The organism is Chryseobacterium mucoviscidosis, assembly GCF_002177115.1.
In the GTDB taxonomy this organism is placed as follows: Bacteria; Bacteroidota; Bacteroidia; order Flavobacteriales; family Weeksellaceae; genus Chryseobacterium; species Chryseobacterium mucoviscidosis.
The window spans coordinates 161,779-186,257 of the sequence record NZ_MVAG01000147.1 but is presented as its reverse complement, the minus strand read 5'-3'; the positions used below and the strand labels follow the sequence as shown (position 1 = coordinate 186,257).

Sequence of the window (24,479 nt, the reverse complement as noted above, 5' to 3'; positions counted from 1 at the left end):
TAATTTAATATGAAAATCTAATTTAATTGATATGACTAAAAAACTACTTAACCTGGCAGTTGCTTTTTCAAGCATCTCTGCTTTTTATGCTCAAGTGGGTATAAATTCAACTTCGCCCAATACAACTTTTGAAATTGTTTCCAAAACCAATGGAACAAAACCCGAAGGTATTTTAATTCCAAGATTAACAGGAGATCAGATTAAAAGCATGGAGCTTCTTCTGGGAAGTTCTCAAAATTCTATGATGATTTATGCGACTACTGCAGCCACTAGTCTTACCGGAAGTACAATAGATCTTACCGCTCCTGGATTTTATTATTATAATTCCGGATTAGCAAAATGGGTTGCTATTAATAATTTTGGAACGGCAGCGAAAACACCAATTTCAGGACTTATCGACGGAACGGCAAACAATTCGATCGACAGTAAAAACTTTGCGCAAAGTTGGGATTGGACTACTGCAAGTACGCAAACGCCACTCACTTTAAGAGCCAATGCTTTAACTACAGGAACTTTGCTGGATATTACTTCTACAAGTACAGCCTTAAATTCTACAAATGGATTGGTGAGAATCATCAATAATGCAGCACCTTCTAATGCGACAGGTATTTTTGCGAGGTTTCAGCCAAGTAATGTTGCAGCAAGTGGAATGTCTCTTCTTAATAATGGAAATTCAGGATTCGGAACAACAACTCCTTCTGCAAAAATTCACATTTTAGAATCAGGGACAACCAATCAACCCGGTGCAATCATAAGTCAGTCGAGTAGTGCAGCAGATACAGGAGGTTTAGCAAGTACGGGATCCAAAGGAATGTTTATTGATATGGGTTCTGCAACTCAAGATAGGGCATTGGCGATTAGCCAAAATGGGACAGCCGCGAATTCAAGAGGATTGAATATTTTAATGGCTTCTGGGAATTCGTCATTAGGAGCTTTTATTAATCATAGTGGAACAGGGGAAGGTTTGAGAGTACAGAATACAAATACAGCAACCACAAGTAATGGGATTTTCGTTATTCACAGTGGAAACTCTACAGGAAATGGAGTAAGAGTACAAATGGATGGTACAACTTCTACGGGAGGAGGAGTAAGTGTACTTTCGGCAGGTACATCTTCCGGTATATATACTGCTACTACGACAACATCTACGGACGCAACTGCAGATGTTTCCACGAGAAGAGCGGGAGTTTGGGGCAATAGAACGATAGGAAGTACTGCTGCAAGCAATTCCGGAAGTGGATATTCAGGGCCGAGTTCTGCCGCTACCACTTTAGCACATACCACGCTTTACGGATCAATGGGAAATGCAGAACCTACAGCGGCTAATGATGCTTATATTTTTGGTGTTTTAGGCGAGGTTCTTTCGGTAGGAGGCGTAGCGGCTGTTGACAGATCGGGTGGTGTTTTGGGAAATTCGCAGGTTGCAGGAATCTTCGGAGTCTTGGGATATCGAACTTCGGGATCGGCTAATGCAGGTGTGTATGGAAATGCCGCGATGTCTACAGGAACAGGCAGATCTGCGTTGGGTTCTGAGGCAGCGGGCTTTGGAGTTATGGGAGTTGGAGATCTTATGGGAGCCGCTTTTAGAGGAAATGTTTACGGAATTAATGCGAGCGGAAGCCGTTACGGAATGTATGTGGACGGTGCAACCTATACCAATAATGTAATTGCTAATGTAAGTACTGTAGACGGAAGCGCAGAAAGAATTACAACGTACGTTCCTACGTCTACCACGGCAGATATTTATACACGAGGAACGGCAACTCTTGATGCAAGCGGAAGGATAAATGTTTCTTTTGACAGGAAATTCTCTGATCTTGTTGCGGAAAATTCTGTAGTGGTAACCATTACCCCAATCGGGAAAAGATCTCAGATCTATCTTGAGCAGGAGCCTACAAAAACAGGATTCAGTGCCAAAACTGATGATAACAATGCTGTAAAATTCTCATACATTGCTGTAGGAACGAGAAAAGATCTTGAAAATGTTGCTGTTCCAAAAGAAATTCTTTCAAAGGATTATGACGAAAATATGACTGCCGTACTTCATAATGAAACAGATACTTCTTCCAAAGGAAAACCTGTTCATTGGAATGGTTCTGAACTGAAATTTCAAAAATCTGCAAATGCGCCAAGCAATGCACGATTGAATACGACTCAGCTTAAAGCCGAAAAAATTGAATAACTTATTTTAATAATTAAATTTTTGTATAAGTGTCGTTATCATATAGCGGCACTTTTTCATAAGTTTAAAATTTTAGAGTCTTATTATATTAATTTAAAACAGATTTTTTAAAAATACTTTTCAAAAAATTTTTCACGTTCAATCTATTTTTTATCTTTGTTGAAAACGTTTAACAATCATATTATTACCGCTCTTTTTTTTAAGAAATAATGAAAGGGATTTTAAAAATTTACCATCCGGACGAAACGCTAAAGTACAATATCAGAAATACTTATTGCAAAGCGGTTTACAGCAATCAACAACATTTTCTGGAAGTTGAAATTATTACGGATGACAGTCTGGATCATGTAGAGGATGATTCATTACAGTACAACTTTCCGCAACTCTCTCTTGAAGTATTCGATTTCCCTATTGATTCCGCGGAAATAGAAGGAAAAACCATCACCATTAATGACTCTGATGAAGATACATATACCGAAGTAGATCTTTTTGATGACGAGGAAGCTTTTATTTATGATAACGAGCTTCAGTTTGAGAAAAATGAAGAAGGAGAACTTCAGGTAATCTGGAAAGGAACGATTGATGATTTCTATACAGGATCAGACACGCCGATTCCTTTCAGGCTGAAATGTGAATTCAAGCAGGAAGAAATAGAGGTAGACGAAGATTAAGTGTAATCTTTCTCCACATTTTTATATCAGATTTCTTTTCAAATTGTTTTTTGGAAAGAAATTTGCTGTTTATGAAAATAACAAACTTTAAGTTGTTTTTAAGCAATTTTTAAGAGTTCAATTCATAATATTCCATTACTTTTGTCGTTACAACTTTTATAAAAATACACTTTAATGCTGTTAACGGAACTTACTCAGATTTTATTTGCCCAGGTTGCTGCACCTTCAGTAGCGGCAGACGATTTAGAATTCTCATTTTGGAAAATCATGTTCCACGGAGGAGCTTTCGCTAAAATAGTGATGGTAACCGTGTTGTTGCTCGGTGTATTTTCCGTATATCTTTTCTTTGAGCGCTTTTTCTTTATTAAAAGATTAACCTCAAAAACAGATGCCAATTTTATGGATAATATCGAAGATTTTATCAGAGATGGTAAAATAGAGTCTGCGGCAGATTACTGTAAAAGACAAAATTCTCCGGAAGGCAGAATTTTAGAAAAAGGAATTTCCAGATTGGGGCGCCCTGTTTCGGATATCGTAAGTGCGATGGAATCTCAGGCTCAGGTTGAGGTTGCCAACATGGAAAAAAATCTGAATCTTTTGGCTGTGGTTCCAAGTATTGCTCCTATGTTGGGACTTTTGGGAACGGTAATCGGGATGATCATCGCATTCTTCAATTTGTCTCATGCAACGGGTTCTTTCTCCCCGAAAACTTTGTCTGAAGGCATTTATACTGCATTGGGACAAACAGCAGTAGGTCTTGCTGTAGCAATTCCGGCAAACTTTTTTTACAATTTATTACTTACAAGAATTGATAAGTTTGTATTGAAGGCACAAAATATGTCCGGAGAATTTTTAGACCTTATCAATAAACCGTTATAATTTTTTCTTATGAAACCGAAAGGTTCCATCTGACAAACATAAAATCAGAATCAACAGATGAAAATTCAGAGAAGAAATAAAGCAAATCCGGAGTTCAGTTTGGCAGCGATGACAGATGTTATCTTGCTGATGCTGATCTTCTTTATGGTAACTTCTTCGGCAGCCAACCAAAGTGCGATCGATGTAAAATTACCAAAAGCAGATACCGCAGCAGACAATATTCCGAATCCTTTGGTGGTGAGCGTAAAACCGGATGGGTCTTATTTTGTAGACGATAATTCTGTGAACAGAGGAGAATTGGAACAGACCATTGTCAATAAATTAACAGGTCAGGCGAATAAATCTTTCACCATAAGAGCAGACGAAAATACCCTTCATAAAGACGTGGTTTTTGTAATGGAAATTGCCGAAAAAAATAAATTCAATATTGCCATTGCAACCGTTAAAGATAAATAACTCTTCGAAGTAAGGAGAATTTTAAAATGAGAAGCCATATAATCAGTAAAGATGAGCAAAACAGAGACAGGATAAAAAGCGCAGTGCTTTCTATTCTCATTTGGTCTGCCATTCTTTTATTTGTTTTTCTGTATAAACTGAAACCGGAACTCGATGAACAGCCAGAAGTTATTACAACCATGCTGGTTAATTTTGGAGACAACAGAAACGGAAATGGGGTAGAAGAACCGGCAGATCAGCCGGGAAGCCTTGCTGCTGCGACAGAAGAAGTCTCTTCTGAACCTGCAGAAACCGCTGTGCCTGAAACCAAGACCGTTATCCAGCCGGATCCACAACCTGAAACCAAAAAAACAGAGGCAAAAGACAAAATTATAACGGGAAACAATGCCAAAATTTCGGTTTCAAACAAAGAAGAATCCAAAGCGGAAAGTAAAAAGACTTCCACGAGTACCTCTGCAACGAAAAATACAAAAAAATCCGGCGCTGCAACCGCCAATTCAAAAACAGGAAATGGAGACGGCAAAGGAAACGCTGCTATTGGAAATCTAATCAGAGGACGTGGGACAAAAGCAGGAAGCCAGGGTGACGGAAACGGAATCGGAAATGCAGGAGATCCTTTAGGCGGAGACGGAAATGGTGACAGCAAAGTCGGAATCGACAGAAAACTGGTAGGATTTATCCCCGGAACGATGGGAAGAGGAGGATCACAACCCGCGAATAACTGTACAGCAAGCGGAACGATTACCATTGCTTACACTGTAGATAAAGCAGGAAACGTTGTTTCGGCGAGAAGATCGGGCGGAACTTCGGATCCATGTATCAGTTCGAATGCGATATCGTGGGTTAAGAAATACGTAAAAGCAGAAAAAGCGAGTGTTTCTTCTACAGGATCATACAAAATTACGTTCTAAAAATACAAAAGCACTTTACTCAAGTGCTTTTTTTATTTCTGAAATTCTGTTGATAACAGGAAGTGCAAAAATTCCGCTGGTTTGGAGATACAGTTCATAGAATGTTTTTGCTTTATCTAAAAAATCTTTGTTATCAGATTGTTTTCCGTTAAAATAGAAAAGATTTCCTAACATTTCATAGTAATCTTTATGGTCTCTTTCCTGTCTTTCATTAACAATTTCTATGATTTCCTCTTTCGGTTTTGATGAAAGCGTTGTAAAATCAAACTTAAAAATGTCTTTCATTAAAGATTCAAAATCAAGCTCTTTCTGCATTAAACTTTCTTCAGGTTTATCCAAAATCAGCTTTTCTAATGCCTGAGTTAACTGGCGTATTAATCGTAGGGTGAATTCTTTATCTGTGATCATTTTCTTCTTTATTTAAAAATTTATCAATTTCCGGGGTTGAGTCTGTTTTAGATATAAAATCAATTGTTCCTTTTTTGCTTCGATAAATCTTAGTAGCCAATTTTATACCGATACCAGTGGCTAAAAGAAGAAGTACAATCGCAATAACAAGGGTGAAATTATTAGGATTGGAAAAGTATATTATTGCCGAAATAGCTACTCCAATTAAAAACGGAGACAAAAATATTTGTAATCCACCAACTAACTCAGCAGATTTTTCAAAAATATTTCGAGTATCATTTTTCATACTTATGCGAAAAACAGATAAGCTAATATAATAGAAGTAATAATCCCCACCAAATCAGCTAGAAGCATAGCAATTACTGTGTATCTTGTATTCTTTACGGCTACGGCTCCAAAATAAACAGCAATGACATAAAACGTTGTGTCTGAGCTTCCCTGAAGAACTGCTGCCAATTTTCCCTGGAAACTGTCTGCGCCGAAAGTTGTCATGGTATCAACCATCATTCCTCTTGCTCCAGAACCCGACAAAGGTTTGATTAAAGCGGTCGGAAGTCCGTCTACAAATCTCGAATCTAAATTTGCAGAATAAGCAACCCATTTCATGCCATCGATAATTACGTCAAATACTCCGGAAGTTCTCAATAGCGAAATAGCGATCAGCATTCCGACCAAATAAGGAATAATCTTTACACAGGTTGTAAAACCTTCTTTTGCTCCTTCAATAAAAGCATCAAAAACATTGATTTTTTTATAAACAGCGCCAAGAACAATGGCTAAAAATATGAAAAGAATTAAACCGTTGCTTAATACTTTGCTGAAATCATCCAGATCATCCTTGCTTAATTGAGTGAGGTACAAAACCAACAACGCGATTATGGCAGAAATTCCACCGACGTAGGCAAGAACTACAGGTTTTAAAAGGTTGATTTTCTGATATAAGGAAACTACGATCATTGCAGCTAAAGTTGCTGCAAATGTAGCGATCATACACGGAAGAAAAATATCCGTCGGTGTTTTTGAACCCATCGAGGCGCGGATCGCAATGATGGAAACCGGAATTAGAGTCATTCCTCCTGCATGAAGACAGAGAAACATGATCTGAGAGTTACTTGCCGTGTCTTTATTCGGATTTAAAGTCTGCAAACTTTCCATTGCTTTTAGACCAAAAGGTGTTGCTGCATTATCCAGACCGAGAAGATTGGCACTGAAATTCATCAGCATATGCCCGAAAGCGGGGTGGTTTTTAGGAATATCGGGAAATAATTTTGAGAAAAAAGGCTGAATTAACCGGCTTAAAAGATTGATTCCGCCTGCTTTTTCCGCAATACTCATGAAGCCCATGAATAGAGTCATAATTCCGATAAGTCCGAGACAGATTTTCACTGCCGTTTCAGAAGTTCCGATTACCCCATCCGATTCCTGAACACGGTACACTTTTACATCCTGCTTTAAAGAATCTGTTTTATAATGAATCCTGCTGTCGGCAAAATCAGTCTTTTTCATGAGGCTGTCGCGCACAACAGGAGAGAGTGCATTCATTTTCTGAGTGGCAATCTGTACGGTATCACCGCCTTTCCCTACAACCATATCATTGAAAATAGTTTTGTAGTTGCCTGATGAAACGTATTTTATACCTGCAATGGCAATGGCAATGATAATGAATGCCGACCAAATTCTGCTGAGAACCATTTGAGTAAATTAAAAATTTTAGAAAAGATAATAAATTATAAGTAAAACTTGAAAAAACTTTTATTTCTTTGAACCATTAAGATTCAATAAGAAATTAAGAATATTAAGGAAAGCCTAAAAATCAGAAAGATTTATCTTAATTAAACTTAAAACCTTAATTCTCCTTAATGGTTTAAATTTATTTTTCATCCAGATACACCAAAAACCCCTCAAAATCATCATCCAGATTTTTCAAAACTTTAGCATCTTTCATTTTCTTTTCTAAGCCTTCAATGAAAAAACTTTTCTCGAAAAACTGGCGGTGAACTCCCGGAAGCAGTTCTTTAAAGTAATTCATCCCGAATTTATTGTTGTGAAGATCCATTTTGGTTTCCAGAGGCTTGTTCGGGAATAGTTCTTCGTGCATATCGGTGATTCTTTTACAGAATTTCAGAGCTTTCTGAGGCGAGGAGACTTTAGAGCAGTACATCGCAATAAAACAGCACCACAATGCGTGCCTGAATGCATTTCCCACACCATTGGTAGAGGCGGTTTTAGGGAATTTTTTCTGAGCAATCGTATATGCCTGAACGGTGGCATGAAAACTGAGCAATGAGAAAACAGGATGAGGAAGAACAAGCGTTAAAAGACGGATAATCTTTTTAAAACTCATACTTCGGATGGTACTGAAAAATATCTTGAAAGTTCTCATGAATAAAAAATCTCTCCCTAATTAGAGAGAGATTGTGTTATTTTGTTACAATTATTATGCTTTTACAGCTAATAAATTTACTGTTTTGGAAACAGTATCTCGGATTTCTGTTCTTTTAACGATAAAATCTACAAAACCTTTTTCCTGAAGGAATTCTGAAGTCTGGAAACCTTCCGGTAAATCTCTTCCGATGGTTTCACGGATAACTCTTGGTCCTGCGAAACCGATTAAAGCTCCCGGTTCAGCCATGATGATATCTGCTGTCATTGCGAAAGAGGCTGTAATTCCGCCAAAAGTAGGATCACAAAGATAAGCGATGTATAAAAGTCCTGCTTCTGAAAGCTGAGCCAGTTTAGCCTGTACTTTAGCCAACTGCATCAAAGAATACGTTGCTTCCTGCATTCTTGCACCACCGGATTGGCAGATAATCATATAAGGAAGTTTTTTCTCGATACAGTAATCAATCGCTCTTCTGATTTTTTCTCCCATTACGGAACCTAAAGAACCGCCGATGAAAGCAAAATCCATACAGGAAACCACCATTTCAGTACCTTTTACGGTTCCTACCGCGTTTCTGATAGAATCGGTAAGTTTAGTTTTAGCTTTTACTTCTTTCAGACGGTCTGTGTAAGATTTCGTATCTTTAAAGTTCAGAATGTCAATACTTTCAACATTGGCATCCAGTTCCGTGAATTTACCTTCATCGAAAAGGATATCAAAAAATTCTGCACTTCCTATTCTTACATGGAAACCGTCTTCCGGAGAAACATAATTATTTCTCTTCAATTCGTCATGCTCCACCACTTTTCCTGATGGAGTCTGATGCCAAAGACCTTTGGGAACGTCTTTTTTCTCATCAGTAGATGTCGTAATATTTTGTGCTTTTCTTTTAAACCACTCGAATGCCATGTATAAAATTTTAGATTTTGAATTTTAGATTACAGATTAAAAATAATTTAAAATCTATAATCTAAAATTTATAATTTATTTTAGCGTATTTACGTTATTTAAATCTTCAAATGCCTGAACCAGTCTCTTAGAGAAAGTTTCCTCACCCTTTCTTACCCAAACTCTTGGGTCATAGAATTTTTTGTTCGGTTTTTCTTCTCCTTCAGGGTTTCCGATCTGAGTTCTTAAATAATCGATATTGTTTACCATATAATCTCTGATTCCTTCTGTGTAAGCGAACTGAAGGTCAGTATCAATATTCATTTTAATTACCCCGTAATCAATCGCTTCTCTGATCTCTTCCAAAGTAGATCCGGAACCTCCGTGGAATACGAAATTAATCGGCTTTTCAGCAGTTCCGAATTTCTCCTGAACGTATTTCTGGGAATTATCAAGGATTTTTGGCGTAAGAACCACGTTTCCTGGCTTATAAACTCCATGTACGTTTCCAAAAGCAGCAGCAATCGTAAAGTTGTCGGAAACAGCTTTTAACTTTTCATAAGTGTAAGCGATATCTTCCGGTTGCGTATATAATTTAGAATTGTCTACATCCGAATTATCTACACCGTCTTCTTCACCTCCTGTAACTCCGATTTCTACTTCTAAAGTCATCTGAAGTTTAGCCATTCTTTCAAAATACTGAGCTGAAATTTCTAAGTTTTCTTCCAGAGATTCTTCAGAAAGATCCAGCATATGAGAAGAATACAGAGATTTTCCTGTCTGCTTGTAGAATTCTTCGTTAGCATCCATCAATCCGTCGATCCAAGGCAATAATTTTTTTGCAGCATGGTCTGTGTGAAGGATTACCGTTGCTCCGTAAGCTTCTGCAAGGGTATGGATATGTTTTGCTCCGGCTACAGCTCCTAAAATAGCTGCTTTCTGTCCGTCGTTGCTTAACCCTTTTCCTGCGTTGTAAGCAGCTCCTCCGTTAGAGAACTGAATGATAACAGGTGAGTTTAGTTTTGCTGCAGTTTCCAAAACCGCGTTTACGTTGCTGGAACCAATTACGTTTACTGCTGGTAATGCAAATTTGTTTTCTTTAGCATGCTGAAAAATATCAGTAACTAATTGACCTGTGGCAACTCCTGCCGGGAAAATTCTGCTCATGTTTTGCTTTTTAATATAAATTATTAGGGTGTTTTTAAATTCCTGTAAAGGTAATAATTTTTAAAATATTCTTAATTTCTTTTATCTCTTCCCCAAAGTAGCTTCTGGCGGATGGTTTCGTAGAAACTTAAGTTATTCGGCTGAACGAGTAATATCTGAAAATCTGCTTTTTTAATCACGATTTCCTGATCCGTTTCAATATGAATCAACCGCGAGTCCAGAGAAAGAGAATATTGTGAAACGCGGCTTTCGACTCCGAATTTAATTTCCACGCTGTCATTCACAACCAAAGGTCTTACATTAAGATTATGCGGTGCAATAGGCGTGATAACGAAGTTCTCATTGTTTGGGGAAATAATCGGTCCTCCGCAACTCAACGAATACGCCGTAGAACCTGTAGGAGTGGAAACAATAACACCATCTCCCCAGAAAACATTCAGAAACTCATTATTAATATAAGAATCTACTGTAATCATGGAAGTGGTTTCCTTTCTGGATACCGTAACGTCATTTAGAGCATACGGGAAAAAATCCTCCAGAACAGGTGAAACAACCTGAATTACAGAACGGCGGCTTGTTTTAACATCGCCTTTCAGAATAGAATCCAACTCTTTAAAGGCTTCTTCTTTGGTAAAACTTGCCAGAAATCCTAATCTTCCGGTATTTACCCCAACGATAGGGATTTCAAGATCTTCAATAAAGGTGAGAGAATTCACAATCGTTCCGTCCCCGCCAAAAGTGAAGAAAAGATCCACTTCTTTCTCCAGAAGGTCTTTTTTATTATTAAATGTCTCAAAAATCTTTGAAAACTGAAGCGCTTCAGCCATCTCATCGTACAAAACAGATTTTACACCTCTGCTTTCCAGCTCGGAAATAAATTTGCTTAAATATAAAAAAGTATCAAGATCTTTTTTCTGAGAATAAATGGCTGCCTTCATTAGTTTTTATATTTCTATGAATTTCTGGAAAAACCCGAATCTGTCCTGCAATAAGTCTGATTTTTCATCAGAATAGTACTTCTGTACAATGCGGTAATCATATCGGTCGAATGTTTCATCAATAGAACTCAGATTTTCATTGCTGATCTTTATCGTCACCTGAATCACTTCATCCGACATGAAACTGATAAACGCGCCGTAAAATTTGGAATTATTGCTTTCCACAATATTGGCGATCTCCGTCATCGAATATTTTCTTGCCGGCGTTTCAACCGTAAGAATGGCTCCCGATTCGGAAAACAGCGGATATTTTGAAAAATCCTGGAAAATATCCTCACAGCTGATGTATCCCAAATATTTCTCGGATTTATTAATGACAGGAATCACGTTGGAATTGAAGGTATAGAATATTCTGATGCTGTCCATTATATTGTTATCCTCCAGAATGGCAAAACGCTCGATCTGATGTTCGAGATTTTTCAGCGTCCCTTCCTCTTCATACAGGAAATCCTGTGCAATCGCACCGTAAAAATGATGGGATTTTTTGATGAAAATATGAGAATATCCAAATGCTTCTAACATTTCCCTGGCTGATTCTATCGAGTCAGAAAGGCTGAAACACGGGAAGTCTTTTGAGATATAATCCTTGATAAACATTGTGCTAATTTATAAAAAATTAAACGAAACTTTTCTTCAAAATGATACTTTTTTTCAGGAAAATAAAAAAAAATAATTTTAAAATTTGTTGGTGTAAAAAAAAAGAGTACCTTTGTCGCCTTTCATTTTTACTTTTTATTAGATTTATTTCAAACTGCACTGTCTCTTAGACATATGCAGTTTTTTTATTTTAAAGCCTTTGCAAATTCCCACATTACAATTCCTCCGCAAACGCTTACATTTAAAGAATGTTTGGTTCCCAACTGAGGAATTTCAAGGAAAGAATCAATATTCGGCAGCGCTTCATCGCTTATTCCTTCCACTTCATTTCCCAAAATCACCGCGTATTTTTTTGTTTTATCGATGGTGAAATCTGTGATCATTTGGCTGTTGGTCGTCTGCTCGATTCCCACGACTTCAAATCCCTGAGATTTTAAATCATTAATGGCTGTATTAATGTCATTTTCATGACTCCAGTCTACGCTTTCCGTAGCTCCCAAAGCGGCTTTGTGGATTTCGCGGTGTGGCGGCTGCGGCGTGATTCCGCAAAGGATAATCTTCTGAATTAAAAATGCATCTGCCGTCCTGAACGTTGCACCCACATTGTGCATGCTTCTGATGTTGTCTAAAACTACTACCAAAGGAATTTTCTCAACCGATTTAAAGGTTTCCACATCAATTCTGTTGAGTTCTTCCAGTTTTAATTTCTGTACCAATTTTATTTTTTTGTCAAAATTAGGTATAAATATTTACGATTTTCAGATAAAAACGGATTTTGTTATTTTTTAGTACCCATGATCTGATGAACGTTTTTCTCAATATTCTGGGCAATGGTTTCCATCGGAATATCGTTTTCGTCATTATTAAAAGGATCTTCAATTTCTTCGGCAATCAGCTCAAGACTCATCAGAACATAATAAATGAATACCGTAAGCGGAATAATATAGTTTCCGATATTGATAACGTAAGCAATCGGCAGTGCAAAAACATACAGAATGATAAACTTTTTAATGAACGATGAATAAGAATACGGAATCGGCGTATTTTTAATTCTCTCGCAACCGCCGCAAACATCCAGAAAACCGGAAAGCTGAGTGTCGAGATACAGCATTTCAATATCTGAGATTTTTCCTTCTTTCTTTAACTGATTTAATTTGTGGCTCATCAGAATGATAATTTCACTCGGGCCATGATTTTTCAGCTCTTTCTCGATTTCCGAATAATCTTCATCCAAAGCCAGTCGTGTAGATTCTTTAGATAAATGTTTTGCCAGAAAATGCGGAAAAAACTTTAAGTATCTTGCAATTTGCTCAGCATTCTGTCTGTCGTCCCCCAAAATAGTATTCACTTTTATGGCAAAATTCCGGGTGTCATTCACCAGTTTTCCCCACAGTTTTCTGCCTTCCCACCATCGGTCATAAGCTGTGTTTGTTCTGAAAACCAACAACAAAGAAAGCACAAAGCCCAATAAAGAATGAATTAAACCCACATTGCTGATTCCCGATTTCGAATTAAGCCGGAAATGTTCAATTTCAAGGTATTCTACGCCCCATGAATATAATCCGACGAGGATCATGCTTGGAAATAATATTTTTAAAGTGTCGCTTTTATGTAAGCTGAAAAGGATTTTCAGGAAATGTTTGGTGTTGTAGACTCTCATAGATTTCGTTCGTCTTACAAAGATAAAATTTTAGTTTTATCCCGACTTTACTAAAAAATTTAAAACATATGAATTGTGATTTTAAAGATGTGATTTAGAGAATATAATTAATTTTTAACGCGACGTTCGCAAAGATTTATTTTAATTTTTTATGTATATTTTTTGATCGCCAAGGCACTGTGTTCAGCAAATGATAGCAAAAGTAACTAGTTGAAAAAAAAGGCGTTGAAAAAGGGATAAGAGATATCTTTTAATTGTAAAAACATTGAGTTTAGCAAGTTATAGCAATCATCCTTAGCTGAGTGAAACGCCTTAGCGAACGGAAGAATATTTTCAGCATTTAAAAAGAATCTTTGCGAACGTCGCGTTAAAAACGAATTCTGCCAATTCTATATCCAATAAAATTTAATTTTGTAAAAAATCCTTGTGACATTATATTATCTTTAAAATTTCACCAAATTTCAAAAAAACACTATTTTTATTTCGCATTAAAAATACCACACAAAATGATTCTCGAAAGTGTAGATGTTGTTAACGATATCAGTAAAGAAGATTTCCAGAAAAATTATTTCAAAAAGCATAAGCCGCTTCTGATTAAAAATTTTGCGAGCCGATGGGATGCCTTCGACAAATGGAATTTTGATTTTATCCGTGAAAAAGCAGGTGAACAGGAAGTCCCTTTGTACGATAATAAGCCTGCCGACGCGAATAAAAGCAGCGACGCTCCGGTTACTAGAATGAAAATGAAGGATTATATTGATACGATAAAAAGTAAACCTTCCGATCTCAGGATTTTCTTTTATATCATCACCGACCGGCTTCCGGAACTGCTGAAAAACTTTACGTATCCGGATTTGGGAATGAAATTTTTCAAACGTCTTCCGACCTTATTTTTCGGAGGGAGTGAAGCTCATGTTCTGATGCACTATGATGTAGATTTGGGAGATTTTCTGCACATTCATTTTGAAGGGAAGAAAAGAATTCTGTTATTCGATCAGAAACAATCTGCATTTTTGTACAAAGTTCCGTTGTCGGTTCATACCATTTATGATGTAGACTATGAAAATCCTGACTATGAAAAATTTCCCGCCCTGAAACACGCCAAAGGTTTTGAAATTTTCATGGAACATGGTGATGCGCTTTTTATTCCCGGCGCGTTCTGGCATTTTAATCGCTATCTGGAACCCGGATTTTCAATGTCGCTTCGTGCATTACCCAATAAACCGAATGTTTTTGCCAATATGCTGTATCATGTTTTTATCATGCGATATACCGATAAAATTATGCGAAAGATTTTCAAAGCAAAGTGGGTGAATTACAAGCAAAAGTGGGCATATAAGAAAAGTTCGGAAGCTTTGGCTAAACATTCTTAATGATAAAAGAAATTTCTTTTTTTAAGTTGTAAGTTTCAGACTTTCCTTCTACTATTTTATTTCATACTTTTACCGACCTAATTCTTAAGAACGATTGTAATGGCAAAGGCAGCGAAGAAAGAAACCCCGTTAATGACGCAGTACAATACCATCAAGGCGAAATATCCTGATGCACTTTTGCTATTCAGAGTAGGGGATTTTTATGAAACTTTCGGGCAGGATGCCGTAAGAACATCACAGATCTTAGGAATCGTTTTAACGAAAAGAGCGAATGGAGAAGGTCATATCGAACTGGCTGGATTTCCGCACCATTCGGTAGATTCTTATTTGCCAAAACTCGTAAGAGCTGGAATGAGAGTTGCTATCTGCGACCAGTTGGAAGACCCAAAAATGGTAAAAGGAATCGTAAAAAGGGGAGTGACGGAACTGGTAACACCGGGAGTTACGTTCAATGATCAGGTTCTAAATTCCAAAAAGAATAATTTCCTGCTTTCCCTACATAAAGAAAAGGAGAAATTCGGAATTGCTTTGGTGGATATTTCTACAGGAGAATTTCTGGTGAGTGAAGGAAATCTGGAAAAACTGCTTCATATCGTCAATACATTTGATCCGAGTGAGATTATTTACCAGCGAAGTGTTCAGATTCCTGAACAGCTTAAAAATAAAAATGCCTTTAAACTTGAAGATTGGGCATATCAGTATAATTTTGCCTACGAAAAACTAACGAATCACTTTAAAACCAATTCGTTAAAAGGTTTTGGAGTGGAAAATCAGCCATTGGCAATTACCGCAGCAGGAGCGATTTTCGCTTATTTAGTGGAAGATACCCATCATAATTTATTGTCTCACATCACCAAAATTCAGATTATTCCGCAGGAAGACTTTCTGATGATGGATAATTTTACGCTGAGAAATCTTGAGATTGTTTATCCAAGCAATCCGCAGGGGAAATCATTACTAGATATTATCGATAAAACTTCGACTCCGATGGGAGGAAGACTGCTGAGAAGAAGGATCATTCTACCATTAAAATCTGTAGATGAAATCAACAGAAGATTGTCTTTAATTGATTTTTTAAATGAAAATGACCATCTTAAATATGAAATTTCCCAATTATTAAAATCAATTTCTGATCTGGATCGACTGATGGGAAAACTGGCGGCGGAAAAAATTTCACCGAAAGAACTGGGATATCTTCGCCAGAGTTTAATTAATATACATAAAATCAAAGCGTTGCTTCATCCTCATGCCGATATTCTGGCTTGGCTGGATCCGTTGTATGATCAGGATGAACTGATAAAATGCCTTCAAAATCATCTGAATGATGAGCTTCCAGTGAATTTATCGAAAGGAAACGTCATTAAAGAAGGAATTTCCGAAGAACTGGATCGCTTAAGAGGACTGCAATCCAAAGGTCGCGGTTTTCTGGACGAAATGTGCCAAAGAGAAATCGAAAGAACAGGAATTTCGAGTCTGAAAATCGATTTTAATAACGTTTTCGGCTATTATATTGAAGTCAGAAATACCCATAAAGATAAAGTTCCAGGCGATTGGCTGAGAAAACAGACGCTGGTAAATGCGGAACGCTACATCACAGAAGAACTGAAAGAGTATGAAAATCAGATTCTTGGAGCCGAAGAAAAAATCGGCGTTTTAGAAAACGAACTGTACAGAAATGTATGTTCCGAAACGATGATTCACATTGATCAGATTCAGGAAAACTCTAAAATTATTGCACAGTTGGATGTTGCGGTTGGTTTGTCCGAATTGGCTGTTTCTGAGAGTTATACCAAACCTGTTTTAAATGACAGTTTTGCCATCGATTTAAAAGAAGCAAGGCATCCGATCATAGAAAATGCGCTTCCTTTAGGCGAAAAATACATTCCGAATGATATTTTCTTAGATAAAGATTCTCAGCAGATTATCATGGTAACCGGACCAAACATGGCGGGTAAATCGGCAATTCTTAGACAGACGGCAATTGTTTGTCTTTTGGCGCAAATAGGAAGTTTTGTTCCGGCAAAACATGCGAAAATCGGGATTTTAGATAAAATTTTTACAAGAGTTGGCGCAACGGATAATATTTCTGCAGGAGAATCAACTTTCATGGTAGAAATGAACGAGGCAGCGAATATTCTGAATAATATTTCCGAGAGAAGTTTAATTTTACTGGACGAAATCGGGCGCGGAACTTCTACCTATGACGGAGTTTCCATTGCATGGGCGATTGCGGAATATCTTCACCAACATCCGACTCAGGCAAAAACACTGTTTGCAACGCATTATCACGAACTGAATGAAATGACCGTAAGTTTCGAGCGCGTGAAAAATTTCCACGTTTCCATTCAGGAGAATAAAGGAAATATCATCTTTTTAAGAAAGCTGGTTCCGGGAGGAAGCGAACACAGTTTCGGTATTCATGTGGCAAAACTGGCGGGAATGCCTTCCAAAGTCGTGAACAGAGCCAATGAAATTCTGAAAACGCTGGAAGCAAGCCGTTCCCAAAGCGGAGGTTCTTCTGAAAAGATCAAGCGCGTTACGGAAGAAAATATCCAACTTTCTTTCTTTCAGTTAGACGATCCGGTTCTGGAAAGTATCAAAGAAGAATTAACAAAAATCGACATCAATACATTAACTCCCATTGAAGCTTTGATGAAGCTGAATGCAATTAAGAAAATGATTGGAGGATAGTTTTCTGTTCTTCGCAAATTATTTGAGATTTATGCTTACAGGAATCTGAATCTTACTTCTTACGAGATAACCATTCTGTTGTGCCGGAATCCATTTTCCGTGAACATGTTTTACGGCTTTTTCCAGAGCAGTATTAAAGTTGGTGTTTGATCCTAAAGCTTGAATTTCTATAAGGCTTCCATCCTTTTCAACGGTAAAATTGAGCATTGCAGTAAGCGTTTTTTCACGTTTTTTTACTTTGACGGATTCGAGTGTAATAAGATTTTCAACTTTTTTAATAAATGCTTCTGTACCCTTTGGAAAATATGCTTCATGATCCGGAGGATAATAACATATTGTCGTAATTGGGATTTTTTCAATTTCTTTTGGTTGGGATGGAGCAGGAATATGGCTGCTTTGTGCGAAAAGCAGGGCACCGAAATTAATCATCAGAAACAAAATCAGCCATCGTTTTAATCCGAAATTTTGTATGAAAATTTTCATCTTGAAACTTAATCAAATTTCTTCAAAGTAAGCGGAAAAGTATAAAGAAATCTTACCGGTTCTCCTTTGATTGTTGCAGGTTTCCATTTTACAAAAAGCCTTCTTACAGCAATTTCTGCGGCTTTGGAGTGTTTCGGATCGTCTCCTAATGCAGTTACATATCTTACATAGCCTGTTTTTTCGACAATAAAATAAACCCGGGTATTTATTTTTTTAGATTTTACATCAATAACATCCATTTTCTCTGAAAATTCCCTTTTGAACGTTTCCATTCCGCCGGGAAATTCTGCCGGAGTATCTGCCTTGGTGTAGACATCATCAAGTTTCATTTTCGTCCTTAGAACAGCGTAATCCGGAAGTTCTTTTACGGAATTATACTGCTTGGTCTGCGCAGATAATGAGAAACTTAACCATAAGCCTAAAAAAATAATCAGCTTTTTCATATAATTGTGTTATAAAAAATAATATTTTTAAAGCATCAAAAATAAAGCCGAATGAAAATTGATTTTTTAATAAGGATCAGTGAAAATCATTGGGTTGATGTGGTGTGATGATCCATTTTATAAGTAAAATCAATAAAGCAAGAAGAGCCATCACGATAAACCCTGAAAAAAATCTTAGAAAATGAGTTTTGTTATCGTTATCAATCTGCTTTATTTTTAATTTTGTAAGGGTTATAAAACCTACATAATACATAAAAAGGACTACAAGTGGAAGAAAAAGGATTGGCATTTCGGGTTACATTTAATTATACATATTTTCTGGCTACCGTTTTTATATTTCTGACTGAAGTTTTAATCGCCACCAAACTCAAAGATATTTTCTTTGTGAGAGCGTATCTCGGAGATGTGATTGTTGTGATGCTGATCTATACTTTCATCAAAACATTTTTCAGAATTGAAGATAATAAAAAATTGATTCTCAGTATCCTGATTTTTTCTTTTCTAATAGAAGTTGCCCAATATTTCAATATTGCTGAAAAATTAGGCTTCCGGAAAGGAAGCCTGATGTATATCGTGATCGGAAATTCGTTTTCGTGGATTGATATTCTGTGCTACTTCGTTGGATGTTTATTGCTTTTTGTTTTTGTTAAATTTCAGAAAATGAATGGTTTAAATTAATGGGTTCTTCTTTGGGTTCAGGATAACATTTCGCTAATACCAACTATTATTGCAGCAGAATAATTGACACGTGTCATCATGAACTTGTCGAAAAATCTCTTAATTATTTAAACTACCTTCCGAAACTGTCGTATTTATCTTCAGCGTATTTGATGAAGCGGTTCAGTAAAGCTACATTTTCCTTTTCAAGAGGAGAAAGCTCGCTGTCTACATTATTGGAAACCGGAATGTACCAGTCGGTCTGCTCAAAGAAATTTCGGTAGGTCTGTTTCCTAAAAGCATAGCCGTGTCTCGCGAAAACTGCATTTTTTATGATTTCCATATCCAGTTTTCTGAGGTTTTTAAGATCTTTTTCCGTTAATTTCTGCTTGGATGCATTGATTTTAAAAACGACATCTGATGCAATTCTGTTCTTAGATTCTGTGTAGGTTTCAGTCTTTCCGGTTTCTTCGTCGGTATATTTTTCTACGAAATCTTTCGGATTTTCCCAATCGATGAGGTCATTGTTTTCATTCAGCATGAAATTCGGGTTGTATACAAACTCTTTTTTCACAAGCTTTAAAATCTTGTTCGGAGCTTTTACCGCCGATTTATTAAAGGCATTCCAGCTTCCGGTAAGACTGTCGTTGTTCAATTTTACCTCGAATCTTCCGTCGGTCTTATCATTTCCGGGTTCATCCAGAATAAAGGACTTTGAAGTTTCGTTAAAAACTCCTCTGAATGGTCTTTGATTTCCATCAACAATACTTTGTCCGTATACACTGTCTTTGGTAATCCTGTTGATTTTCAGGGCAATTTTTTTATAAACTTCTCCTTCATACGCTTCTCCGATCTCCGGCTGAATCATTTCTTTTCCCGCGAAATCGCCCATATAAATTCCGTAATATTCTTTGTAAACTTCGGGAACAACTACAGAATCCTTCTTTGCCGTAAGACTGTCTTTTGAATGATCTGTTGTTTTTACATCCTTTTTACAGGCGGTTAAACCTATTGTGAATAAGGAGATTAACGATAATTTTAAAATTTTCATATGTATTTTTTTGCAATTAAATATTCAATTAATAAGATATTCGGAATCCAGCCCAACCATGCTATGATCTGATAAACATCCATTGGATTCGGATGGAATAAATATACAATAATTACCTTCCACATTCTTAATGTTACCGCGGAAATTGTCAGCGCAAAACTACGCCACATCCATTGTTTATGTTCTTTAAATTTTTTCTGTCGGGCTAACTGATAGGCTTTAAAAGTGGAAAACCACCACAAACAGCCTAGAATTACAAAGGAAACCTTCGATAAAATTCCGCCGTTGGCAAAAATTCCCATGTAAATTCCAGACGGAGCCGCGAAAAGCAAAATCAGAAAAATGTAGATTTTTCCGGTGTTTTTGTGGAAATTTTTTATGCCGAAATCTTTTCTGAGAATCGCTAAAAATCCACTCAGCAAAACAAAAATGCTTGTGTATACGTGAGTGTAAAAAAAATAAAGATATTCCGGTCTGTTGGTAACTTCCGTCTGTTTGATCATTAAAAAACTCACATCAGAGCGCAACGGAATATATTCTAGCGTAATTTTCAGCATCAGCCAAAAGAAATATCCAAACCCGATCATCAAAAGGATTTTAAAGGTGTTCGAAATATTTTTTTTGACGGAAAGCATTTTTTGTTTTTAAACACTAATATCACAAATTTCTCACAATTGATCACAATAATTTGTGTAATTAGTGAAAAAAGATTCGTGCAATTCGTTTTTATCTAAACACCAATGTCACCAATTTCTCACAAATGTCCACAAATAATTTGTGTTTTTCGTGAAAGTATCCGCTTAATTTGTGTTCAAAGTTAAATGCTAATGTCACAAATTTTCCATAAATGGTCACAAATAATTTGTGTTATTAGTGAAAAAGATTCGTGCAATTCGTGTTTTAATCTAAACACTAATGTCACCAATTTCTCACAAATGACCACAAATAATTCGTGTAATTTGTGTTTAAATTATTATTTCAGATTCAAATCCTGCGCAATCAGCCACGCTTCACTCCAACACGCCTGAAAATTAAATCCGCCGGTTACCGCATCAATATTCAGCACTTCTCCGGCAACGTAAAAGTTAGGCAAAATTTTCGAAGACATGTTTTTAAAGTTAATTTCCTTTAAATCAAAGCCTCCCGCCGTTACAAATTCATCTTTGAAAGTCGATTTTCCAGTGACATTAAATTTCTTTTTGCATAGATTTTCAAGAATGGTCTGCATTTCTTTTCCTGAAATCTGGGCAACCTGTTTATTCAGATCCACTTTTGAAACCTCCAGAATTCTCTGCCAGAATCGATTGGTGATATCAAAAATCTTTGATTGTCCGATGGTTTTCTTTGGATTCGATTGTTTGAAGTTTAGAAATAATTCTTCCGCATCATCAATATCTTTTGAGATAAAATTTATCTCAATTTCAAAATTGTATTTTACTTTCGCCAGATTGATCGCTTCCCAAGCTGAAATTTTCAGAATTGCAGGTCCCGAAAGTCCCCAATGCGTAATCAGTAAAGGTCCGCTTTCTTCGGTTTTCAGTTTCGGAATGGAAGTTTCTGCCATTTCAAAGCTTGTTCCGGCTAAATCTTTCAGCAAATCATCTTTAATGTTAAAAGTAAAAAGCGACGGAACCAGATCAATAATTTTATGACCCAAATTTTCGATCATTTTCAAAGATTTTGGCGAGCTTCCGGTTGTATAAATGATAAAATCAGCTTCAAAATCACCTAAACTGGTCTTAACAATATATTTTTCGCCTGATTTTTCAATTTCTTTTACAGAACATTTGGTTTTCACTTCAACATTTTTCTGCTGAATTTCATGTAGAAAAGTATTGATTATCGTCTGCGAAGAATTGCTTTCCGGAAAAACACGGTTATCATTTTCTATTTTTAACGTAACATTTCTCTGCTCAAACCAATCCATCGTGTCTCCCGGCTGAAATTTGGTGAAAACACTCAACAATTCCTTGTTTCCGCGGGGATAAAACTGTACCAGTTCTCTGGGATCAAAACAGGCATGAGTCACATTGCAGCGTCCTCCTCCCGAAATTTTTACTTTCTGAAGAACATCTGAATTCTGCTCGAGAATGGTAATTTTATATTTTGTTTCGTCCAGATTCGATGCTGCGAAAAATCCTGCCGCGCCACCTCCGATAATGATAATTTGTTTCATAATACTTTTAATCTTATGCTCGAGATTACTTTTGCAAAACTACAATTTTTATAAACCATCTTATTTGAGTAATTTTGAAGAATATAATTTTTCATTTTTACAGTGAAATTATTGACTACAAAAAATGATTTTTGTGATAAAAAATCACACAATTTATATTTTAAAACAAAAAGTAAATGAAATTCTACCATACATTCGAAGTTCGCTGGAGCGATCTTGATGCCAACAAACATCTGGCAAATTCATCTTACGTACAGTATTGTGCGCAAACCAGAATGGCTTTTATGAAGCAGGAAAAAATGGGCGTTACCCAAATGAGCCGATGGGGAATCGGTCCGGTAATCATGCACGAAAGATTTTCTTTCTTCAAAGAAATATTTGCAGACCAGACGGTGATTGTAAGTCTTGAAATTGACGGCTGTGCAGAAGACTGTTCTATTTACCGTTTTGTACATAAATTTTACACAACCGACGGAGAACATTGTGCCACTGCAGAAGCAACCGGAGTCTGGATCGATATGATGCTGAGAAAAATGACCACGCCGCCTGATGATGTGGTGGAAGCCATGAACAAATATAAATCTCCGGAAACGGTAATTTTAACAAGAGAAGATTTCAAAAAACTTCCTTTCCGTCCGGAAAATGTTGATCCGGCAGTATTTACTAAATAAATGATAATTGATAAATGATGCCTGATTTTAGACATCATTTATCAGTTATTAATCATCAATGATATTTTAATTTATGTTTGAAGATAAAGATCCAGAATTAACGCCAATTTCCAAACTGGGAGAATTTGGTTTAATTAAACATTTAACGGAGCATTTTCCTCTATCCAACGAATCTTCGGAGCTTGGAGTGGGAGATGATGCGGCATTAATTAATCCCGGAAATAAGAAAGTGGTTCTTACAACAGATGTTTTGGCGGAGGGTGTTCATTTCAATCTGGGATATGTGCCTTTGAAACACTTAGGCTATAAAGCGGTTGTTGTAAATCTCAGTGATATTGCAGCAATGAATGCAACGCCCACTCAGATTTTGGTTTCTCTTGCCGTTTCCAACCGTTTTCCGGTGGAAGCTCTGGAAGAAATCTATTCCGGAATTCAGACCGCTTGCGCGAGATACAAAGTGGACTTAATTGGCGGAGATACAACGAGTTCTAATGCCGGTTTGGTAATGAGTATTACCGCAATCGGGATGGAGAATGATGAGCATATTGTGAAAAGAAGTACGGCAAAACCAAACGATCTTTTGGTAGTAACCGGAGATTTAGGCGGCGCTTATATGGGACTTCAGATTCTGGAAAGAGAACACGCTGTTTTCTTAGCCGATCCGAATATGCAGCCGGAAATGGAAGGCTACGATTATATTCTGGAAAGACAGTTGAAGCCCGAAGCAAGAACCGATGTAAAAGGGATTTTAGAACAACTGGATATCAAGCCAACTTCTATGATTGATGTTTCTGACGGTCTGGCTTCTGAAATTCTTCACCTTTCAGATCAGTCGAAAGTAGGATTCAGATTGTATGAAGAAAAAATTCCGATGGATAATTTGACGATTACAACAGCGGATGAATTCAATTTAAATCCTGTGATGGCTGCTTTAAGCGGAGGAGAGGATTATGAATTATTATTCACGATTTCGCCAAATGATTTTGATAAAATTAAAAACCACCCGGATTTTACCATCATTGGTCATGCCGTTGAAAAAGAAGACGGAAATTTTATGGTGGCGAGAGGTTCTAATCAACTGGTTGCTTTAACAGCGCAGGGTTGGGACGCTTTTCTGGGAAATCAGCAAGGATAGATAATTTTACTGTTTAGATATTAAAAAACCACTGCAATAGCGGTGGTTTTCTTAGTAATTAATCTTTCTTAATGTCTGCTTTTACATTCTGGTAGGATTTGTCTACCGCATCTGCACCTTTTTTAGCCGTTTTTTTTGTCCATTTTGCTGCATTTTTAACGCCTTTTTTGGTAGCATCATAACCTTTTTCTGCGGTTTTGCCGGTCCATTCGGCGCCGTCTTTAACAGCGGTTCCTACTTTTTTGGCATCTTTTTTTACCTCTTGCTTTACAGAATTTGTTTTTTGTGCAGATACTCCGATTCCCAATAAAAGAATCAATGCTGCTGAAAATAATCTCTTTTTCATTTATAAGAATGTTTTTTTCGTTTTTTCAACAAAAATCAGACCAATAATGTATAAAAAATTCAGAATGATTTAGTAATGAGGAATCATAGAAGTATTAAATGCAAAAAATTTGTAGTGTGAAGAGGACTTAAATATTGTGAAGCCACTGCTATTGTTTTAAACGGCTATCATCATGCGGGAGGATTAATAAAAATTTTTGTTCATAAAAAGAACAATATAATTCTAAAAAATGCAGGCAGTATTCCCTGGAATA

Annotated in this window: 26 protein-coding genes; 10 read left to right on the top strand and 16 right to left on the bottom strand. The window is 36.8% G+C overall.

The window, feature by feature from the left end:
• Positions 1-31: 31 nt before the first annotated feature.
• The 5 genes from B0E34_RS18775 to B0E34_RS18755 all read left to right on the top strand — a co-directional run bounded on the left by B0E34_RS18775 (position 32) and on the right by B0E34_RS18755 (position 5,099).
• Positions 32-2,182, top strand: coding sequence for a hypothetical protein (locus tag B0E34_RS18775; protein WP_087711970.1), 2,151 nt, complete (start codon positions 32-34; stop codon positions 2,180-2,182).
• A gap of 209 nt (positions 2,183-2,391) precedes the next feature.
• Positions 2,392-2,853 (top strand): hypothetical protein, encoded by a 462-nt coding sequence (locus B0E34_RS18770; protein WP_076394087.1) that lies wholly within the window; start codon positions 2,392-2,394, stop codon positions 2,851-2,853.
• A 174-nt stretch (positions 2,854-3,027) separates the two neighbouring features.
• Positions 3,028-3,732, top strand: coding sequence for a MotA/TolQ/ExbB proton channel family protein (locus tag B0E34_RS18765; RefSeq protein ID WP_087711968.1), 705 nt, complete (start codon positions 3,028-3,030; stop codon positions 3,730-3,732).
• Between the two features lie 57 nt (positions 3,733-3,789).
• On the top strand, positions 3,790-4,188 hold the full coding sequence (locus tag B0E34_RS18760; RefSeq protein WP_087711966.1) for an ExbD/TolR family protein: 399 nt from the start codon (positions 3,790-3,792) through the stop codon (positions 4,186-4,188).
• A 26-nt stretch (positions 4,189-4,214) separates the two neighbouring features.
• Positions 4,215-5,099, top strand: coding sequence for a ferric siderophore ABC transporter substrate-binding protein (locus B0E34_RS18755; protein WP_087711964.1), 885 nt, complete (start codon positions 4,215-4,217; stop codon positions 5,097-5,099).
• Positions 5,100-5,114: 15 nt separating this feature from the next.
• Here the strand turns inward: B0E34_RS18755 and B0E34_RS18750 are convergent, their stop codons facing one another.
• The 10 genes from B0E34_RS18750 to B0E34_RS18705 form a co-directional block, all read right to left on the bottom strand.
• Entirely contained in the window at positions 5,115-5,507 is a 393-nt protein-coding gene (locus B0E34_RS18750; RefSeq protein WP_076394079.1) for a hypothetical protein, read from the bottom strand.
• Positions 5,494-5,793 (bottom strand): hypothetical protein, encoded by a 300-nt coding sequence (locus B0E34_RS18745; RefSeq protein ID WP_087711963.1) that lies wholly within the window; start codon positions 5,791-5,793, stop codon positions 5,494-5,496. The genes B0E34_RS18750 and B0E34_RS18745 overlap by 14 nt, the downstream gene beginning before the upstream one ends.
• Positions 5,794-5,795: 2 nt before the next feature.
• Positions 5,796-7,199, bottom strand: a complete 1,404-nt coding sequence (locus B0E34_RS18740; RefSeq protein WP_087711961.1) for a spore maturation protein — start codon at positions 7,197-7,199, stop codon at positions 5,796-5,798.
• Between the two features lie 178 nt (positions 7,200-7,377).
• Positions 7,378-7,890 (bottom strand): DUF6973 domain-containing protein, encoded by a 513-nt coding sequence (locus B0E34_RS18735; protein WP_087711959.1) that lies wholly within the window; start codon positions 7,888-7,890, stop codon positions 7,378-7,380.
• Between the two features lie 54 nt (positions 7,891-7,944).
• On the bottom strand, positions 7,945-8,799 hold the full coding sequence (accD, locus tag B0E34_RS18730; protein WP_087711957.1) for an acetyl-CoA carboxylase, carboxyltransferase subunit beta: 855 nt from the start codon (positions 8,797-8,799) through the stop codon (positions 7,945-7,947).
• A gap of 75 nt (positions 8,800-8,874) precedes the next feature.
• Positions 8,875-9,945: a class II fructose-bisphosphate aldolase gene (gene fbaA / locus B0E34_RS18725; RefSeq protein ID WP_087711955.1), complete on the bottom strand. Its 1,071-nt coding sequence runs from the start codon at positions 9,943-9,945 to the stop codon at positions 8,875-8,877.
• A 71-nt stretch (positions 9,946-10,016) separates the two neighbouring features.
• Entirely contained in the window at positions 10,017-10,883 is an 867-nt protein-coding gene (locus B0E34_RS18720) for an NAD kinase (protein WP_087711954.1), read from the bottom strand.
• 6 nt (positions 10,884-10,889) lie between these two features.
• Positions 10,890-11,465, bottom strand: coding sequence for a CBS domain-containing protein (locus B0E34_RS18715; protein WP_228408181.1), 576 nt, complete (start codon positions 11,463-11,465; stop codon positions 10,890-10,892).
• A gap of 260 nt (positions 11,466-11,725) precedes the next feature.
• On the bottom strand, positions 11,726-12,256 hold the full coding sequence (locus B0E34_RS18710) for an RNA methyltransferase (RefSeq protein ID WP_087711952.1): 531 nt from the start codon (positions 12,254-12,256) through the stop codon (positions 11,726-11,728).
• A 62-nt stretch (positions 12,257-12,318) separates the two neighbouring features.
• Entirely contained in the window at positions 12,319-13,200 is an 882-nt protein-coding gene (locus B0E34_RS18705; RefSeq protein WP_087711950.1) for a bestrophin family protein, read from the bottom strand.
• 506 nt (positions 13,201-13,706) lie between these two features.
• On the opposite strand from B0E34_RS18705, the gene B0E34_RS18700 reads away from it, so the two are divergent.
• Together B0E34_RS18700 and mutS are read left to right on the top strand one after the other, a co-directional pair.
• Entirely contained in the window at positions 13,707-14,573 is an 867-nt protein-coding gene (locus tag B0E34_RS18700) for a cupin-like domain-containing protein (protein ID WP_087711948.1), read from the top strand.
• Positions 14,574-14,672: 99 nt separating this feature from the next.
• Positions 14,673-17,264 carry a DNA mismatch repair protein MutS gene (mutS, locus tag B0E34_RS18695; protein WP_087711946.1) on the top strand — a complete coding sequence of 864 codons (2,592 nt, stop codon included), beginning with the start codon at positions 14,673-14,675 and terminating at the stop codon, positions 17,262-17,264.
• Between the two features lie 18 nt (positions 17,265-17,282).
• Here the strand turns inward: mutS and B0E34_RS18690 are convergent, their stop codons facing one another.
• Positions 17,283-17,747 carry an energy transducer TonB family protein gene (locus B0E34_RS18690; protein WP_087711944.1) on the bottom strand — a complete coding sequence of 155 codons (465 nt, stop codon included), beginning with the start codon at positions 17,745-17,747 and terminating at the stop codon, positions 17,283-17,285.
• Between the two features lie 8 nt (positions 17,748-17,755).
• Positions 17,756-18,190 (bottom strand): energy transducer TonB, encoded by a 435-nt coding sequence (locus B0E34_RS18685; protein ID WP_087711942.1) that lies wholly within the window; start codon positions 18,188-18,190, stop codon positions 17,756-17,758.
• Positions 18,191-18,457: 267 nt separating this feature from the next.
• On the opposite strand from B0E34_RS18685, the gene B0E34_RS18680 reads away from it, so the two are divergent.
• Positions 18,458-18,868, top strand: coding sequence for a ribosomal maturation YjgA family protein (locus B0E34_RS18680; RefSeq protein ID WP_228423105.1), 411 nt, complete (start codon positions 18,458-18,460; stop codon positions 18,866-18,868).
• 112 nt (positions 18,869-18,980) lie between these two features.
• On the opposite strand, the gene B0E34_RS18675 is transcribed toward B0E34_RS18680, so the two are convergent.
• The 3 genes from B0E34_RS18675 to B0E34_RS18665 all read right to left on the bottom strand — a co-directional run bounded on the left by B0E34_RS18675 (position 18,981) and on the right by B0E34_RS18665 (position 22,074).
• The gene (locus tag B0E34_RS18675; protein WP_087711940.1) at positions 18,981-19,898 is read right to left on the bottom strand and encodes a YARHG domain-containing protein; all 918 of its coding nucleotides are present in this window, start codon (positions 19,896-19,898) and stop codon (positions 18,981-18,983) included.
• Positions 19,895-20,533, bottom strand: coding sequence for a DUF2306 domain-containing protein (locus B0E34_RS18670; RefSeq protein WP_087711938.1), 639 nt, complete (start codon positions 20,531-20,533; stop codon positions 19,895-19,897). The genes B0E34_RS18675 and B0E34_RS18670 overlap by 4 nt, the downstream gene beginning before the upstream one ends.
• A gap of 338 nt (positions 20,534-20,871) precedes the next feature.
• On the bottom strand, positions 20,872-22,074 hold the full coding sequence (locus B0E34_RS18665; RefSeq protein WP_087711936.1) for a BaiN/RdsA family NAD(P)/FAD-dependent oxidoreductase: 1,203 nt from the start codon (positions 22,072-22,074) through the stop codon (positions 20,872-20,874).
• A gap of 176 nt (positions 22,075-22,250) precedes the next feature.
• Between B0E34_RS18665 and B0E34_RS18660 the strand changes: the two genes are divergently transcribed.
• Complete coding sequence (locus tag B0E34_RS18660) at positions 22,251-22,745, top strand: acyl-CoA thioesterase (RefSeq protein WP_087711934.1); 495 nt, start codon at positions 22,251-22,253, stop codon at positions 22,743-22,745.
• Positions 22,746-22,818: 73 nt separating this feature from the next.
• Positions 22,819-23,880, top strand: coding sequence for a thiamine-phosphate kinase (gene thiL, locus B0E34_RS18655; protein ID WP_087711932.1), 1,062 nt, complete (start codon positions 22,819-22,821; stop codon positions 23,878-23,880).
• Positions 23,881-23,938: 58 nt separating this feature from the next.
• Here thiL and B0E34_RS18650 read toward each other — a convergent pair whose 3' ends face one another.
• A complete protein-coding gene (locus tag B0E34_RS18650; RefSeq protein WP_087711930.1) occupies positions 23,939-24,226 on the bottom strand; it encodes a hypothetical protein in 288 nt (95 codons plus the stop codon).
• Positions 24,227-24,479 lie beyond the last annotated feature (253 nt).

Bases quoted from the DNA above. Each gene is read 5' to 3' on its own strand.
- B0E34_RS18775 (WP_087711970.1), top strand. From the start codon at position 32: ATGACTAAAAAACTACTTAACCTGGCAGTTGCTTTTTCAAGCATCTCT.
- B0E34_RS18770 (WP_076394087.1), top strand. From the start codon at position 2,392: ATGAAAGGGATTTTAAAAATTTACCATCCGGACGAAACGCTAAAGTAC.
- B0E34_RS18765 (WP_087711968.1), top strand. From the start codon at position 3,028: ATGCTGTTAACGGAACTTACTCAGATTTTATTTGCCCAGGTTGCTGCA.
- B0E34_RS18760 (WP_087711966.1), top strand. From the start codon at position 3,790: ATGAAAATTCAGAGAAGAAATAAAGCAAATCCGGAGTTCAGTTTGGCA.
- B0E34_RS18755 (WP_087711964.1), top strand. From the start codon at position 4,215: ATGAGAAGCCATATAATCAGTAAAGATGAGCAAAACAGAGACAGGATA.
- B0E34_RS18750 (WP_076394079.1), bottom strand. From the start codon at position 5,507: ATGATCACAGATAAAGAATTCACCCTACGATTAATACGCCAGTTAACT.
- B0E34_RS18745 (WP_087711963.1), bottom strand. From the start codon at position 5,793: ATGAAAAATGATACTCGAAATATTTTTGAAAAATCTGCTGAGTTAGTT.
- B0E34_RS18740 (WP_087711961.1), bottom strand. From the start codon at position 7,199: ATGGTTCTCAGCAGAATTTGGTCGGCATTCATTATCATTGCCATTGCC.
- B0E34_RS18735 (WP_087711959.1), bottom strand. From the start codon at position 7,890: ATGAGAACTTTCAAGATATTTTTCAGTACCATCCGAAGTATGAGTTTT.
- accD (WP_087711957.1), bottom strand. From the start codon at position 8,799: ATGGCATTCGAGTGGTTTAAAAGAAAAGCACAAAATATTACGACATCT.
- fbaA (WP_087711955.1), bottom strand. From the start codon at position 9,945: ATGAGCAGAATTTTCCCGGCAGGAGTTGCCACAGGTCAATTAGTTACT.
- B0E34_RS18720 (WP_087711954.1), bottom strand. From the start codon at position 10,883: ATGAAGGCAGCCATTTATTCTCAGAAAAAAGATCTTGATACTTTTTTA.
- B0E34_RS18715 (WP_228408181.1), bottom strand. From the start codon at position 11,465: ATGTTAGAAGCATTTGGATATTCTCATATTTTCATCAAAAAATCCCAT.
- B0E34_RS18705 (WP_087711950.1), bottom strand. From the start codon at position 13,200: ATGAGAGTCTACAACACCAAACATTTCCTGAAAATCCTTTTCAGCTTA.
- B0E34_RS18700 (WP_087711948.1), top strand. From the start codon at position 13,707: ATGATTCTCGAAAGTGTAGATGTTGTTAACGATATCAGTAAAGAAGAT.
- mutS (WP_087711946.1), top strand. From the start codon at position 14,673: ATGGCAAAGGCAGCGAAGAAAGAAACCCCGTTAATGACGCAGTACAAT.
- B0E34_RS18690 (WP_087711944.1), bottom strand. From the start codon at position 17,747: ATGAAAATTTTCATACAAAATTTCGGATTAAAACGATGGCTGATTTTG.
- B0E34_RS18685 (WP_087711942.1), bottom strand. From the start codon at position 18,190: ATGAAAAAGCTGATTATTTTTTTAGGCTTATGGTTAAGTTTCTCATTA.
- B0E34_RS18675 (WP_087711940.1), bottom strand. From the start codon at position 19,898: ATGAAAATTTTAAAATTATCGTTAATCTCCTTATTCACAATAGGTTTA.
- B0E34_RS18670 (WP_087711938.1), bottom strand. From the start codon at position 20,533: ATGCTTTCCGTCAAAAAAAATATTTCGAACACCTTTAAAATCCTTTTG.
- B0E34_RS18665 (WP_087711936.1), bottom strand. From the start codon at position 22,074: ATGAAACAAATTATCATTATCGGAGGTGGCGCGGCAGGATTTTTCGCA.
- B0E34_RS18660 (WP_087711934.1), top strand. From the start codon at position 22,251: ATGAAATTCTACCATACATTCGAAGTTCGCTGGAGCGATCTTGATGCC.
- thiL (WP_087711932.1), top strand. From the start codon at position 22,819: ATGTTTGAAGATAAAGATCCAGAATTAACGCCAATTTCCAAACTGGGA.
- B0E34_RS18650 (WP_087711930.1), bottom strand. From the start codon at position 24,226: ATGAAAAAGAGATTATTTTCAGCAGCATTGATTCTTTTATTGGGAATC.